The organism is Hydrocoleum sp. CS-953 (assembly GCF_002260545.1).
Lineage (GTDB): Bacteria > Cyanobacteriota > Cyanobacteriia > Cyanobacteriales > Microcoleaceae > Trichodesmium.
Genome location: NZ_LGSU01000084.1, coordinates 1 through 2,049, shown reverse-complemented (window position 1 = coordinate 2,049; position 2,049 = coordinate 1). Strand labels below are relative to the sequence as shown.

1 protein-coding gene is annotated in these 2,049 nt (G+C 38.8%); it reads left to right on the top strand.

The features are described from left to right. Positions 1 to 1,265 (top strand): adenylate/guanylate cyclase domain-containing protein (locus AFK68_RS00520; RefSeq protein WP_143437375.1); only part of this gene is annotated, 1,265 nt, incomplete at its 5' end. Positions 1,266 to 2,049 lie beyond the last annotated feature (784 nt).

The following is a 2,049-nucleotide window of genomic DNA, read 5'->3' as shown; positions in this document are numbered from 1 at the left end:
CTTTAATGGATCTTCTCATTGAAAATGCAGGAGCGCAACGAGGAATATTAATTTTGGCTCATGGGGAAGCTTTGTTTATTGAAGCAACGAAGGAAGAATACTCAGAAAAAGTTTCGGTATTGCAGTCTATTGCTCTGTCTGAATTTAAAATGGTGGCGTCAAAAATTGTGTATTATGTTGCCCGTACTCGTAAAACCATTGTTTTGAACAATGCTACTCGTGAAGGGAATTTTACTGATGATGCCTACATTCAAAAATATCAATGCCAATCTATTGCCTGCACTCCTTTAATCAATCAAGGTAAACTCAAGGGTATTATTTATCTAGAAAATAACCTGACTACTGGAGCTTTTACCAAAGAGCGCATGGCACTGTTACGAACTATTGCTACTCAAGCAGCAATTTCATTAGAAAATGCCCAACTGTATAACAATATAACTAAATTAAACCAGGCTTATGAACGTTTTGTTCCGGCTCAGTTTCTTAGCTTTTTAGACAAAAACAGTATTGTGGATGTGAAACTCGGAGATCAAGTGGAACGGGAAATGACGGTATTGTTCTCCGATATTCGCGATTTTACTACTATCTCGGAACAGATGACCCCAGCGCAAAATTTTGCTTTTATTAATGAATATCTGGGTTATATGGAACCCCAAATTCAAGCTCATGGTGGGTTTATTGATAAATATATTGGTGATGCTATTATGGCTTTGTTTCCCAATTCTGCTGATGATGCACTGCAAGGGGCGATCGCCATGTTGGAAGAATTGAAAAAATATAATTTACAAAGGCAAGAAAATCATCTTCAACCTCTGCGTATAGGTATTGGTTTACATACAGGAGTATTAATGTTAGGTACTGTAGGCGGATTTGGCCGTATGGATGGAACTGCGATCGGAGATGCGGTGAACCTATCCTCCAGAGTGGAAGGGTTAACCAAAACTTATGGAGTTTCTCTATTAATTACTGATAAAACTTTTACAAGCTTAAATAATCCCTTAGAATACGATTTCCGATTTATTGCTCAGGTTAAGGCTAAAGGAAAAAAGAAAGCGGTTAGTTTATTTGAAGTATTTTCTGCGGACTCGAGAGAATTACGGGATGTGAAAATCAGGACGAAACAGAAGTTTGAAAGGGGAGTATTATTATTTCATCAAAAGTTATTTCAACAAGCAGGGGGTTTATTTCAAGAATGCGTAGAAGATTATCAAGGCGATCGGGTTGCCCAGATTTATCTTGAACGCTGTCATCAGTATATGGGTTAAAGTTATTTGAAATAAAATCCGGTTATATCATGTCCGGTAGCATCGGTATTGTAAGGTAAGGGTAAGGAAGAAGGCTTTAATTACCTACAACAGAAGGTTTAAGAGTAAGAAAAAACTTAAATTTCCTGTAGTTATTCACCCTGGGGTTTACACGCTCCGATACCAGCGGACATGATATTATACAGTTATCGCACTCACTACCTCTTCAGACTTGAATACGAATTTAAAAATTCATGCTATNACGCTCCGATACCAGCGGACATGATATTATACAGTTATCGCACTCACTACCTCTTCAGACTTGAATACGAATTTAAAAATTCATGCTATTCAAATCCAATATTTCTCCTAACTCCGAGCGCGATACGATAACTAATTAGTAGGATTCTATATTATACTAATTTAAAACAAAAATGTTACAAATCATCAGGGGAATTCAAATAGTTTAATCAGATTTACCTTTGATTAAAAAGGGATATTCAAGCGAAAAAACAGGATGAAAACCTGGGCACAAAACGCCTCCATGAACTTCCAACACAAATACGACCTCGTAGCAGCAGAAACCGCAAAATTTCTAGGTCAACACGAAACCGCAGCCACCTACTACGAAGTTGAAAGCTAGCTTGACATACTCCCGACGTTGCCCTTACGGGACAACGCGGGATTCTTCAGTCTGGGAAACCCTGACCGCTGTTTAGACAGAGGTGATGTCNGACGTTGCCCTTACGGGACAACGCGGGATTCTTCAGTCTGGGAAACCCTGACCGCTGTTTAGACAGAGGTG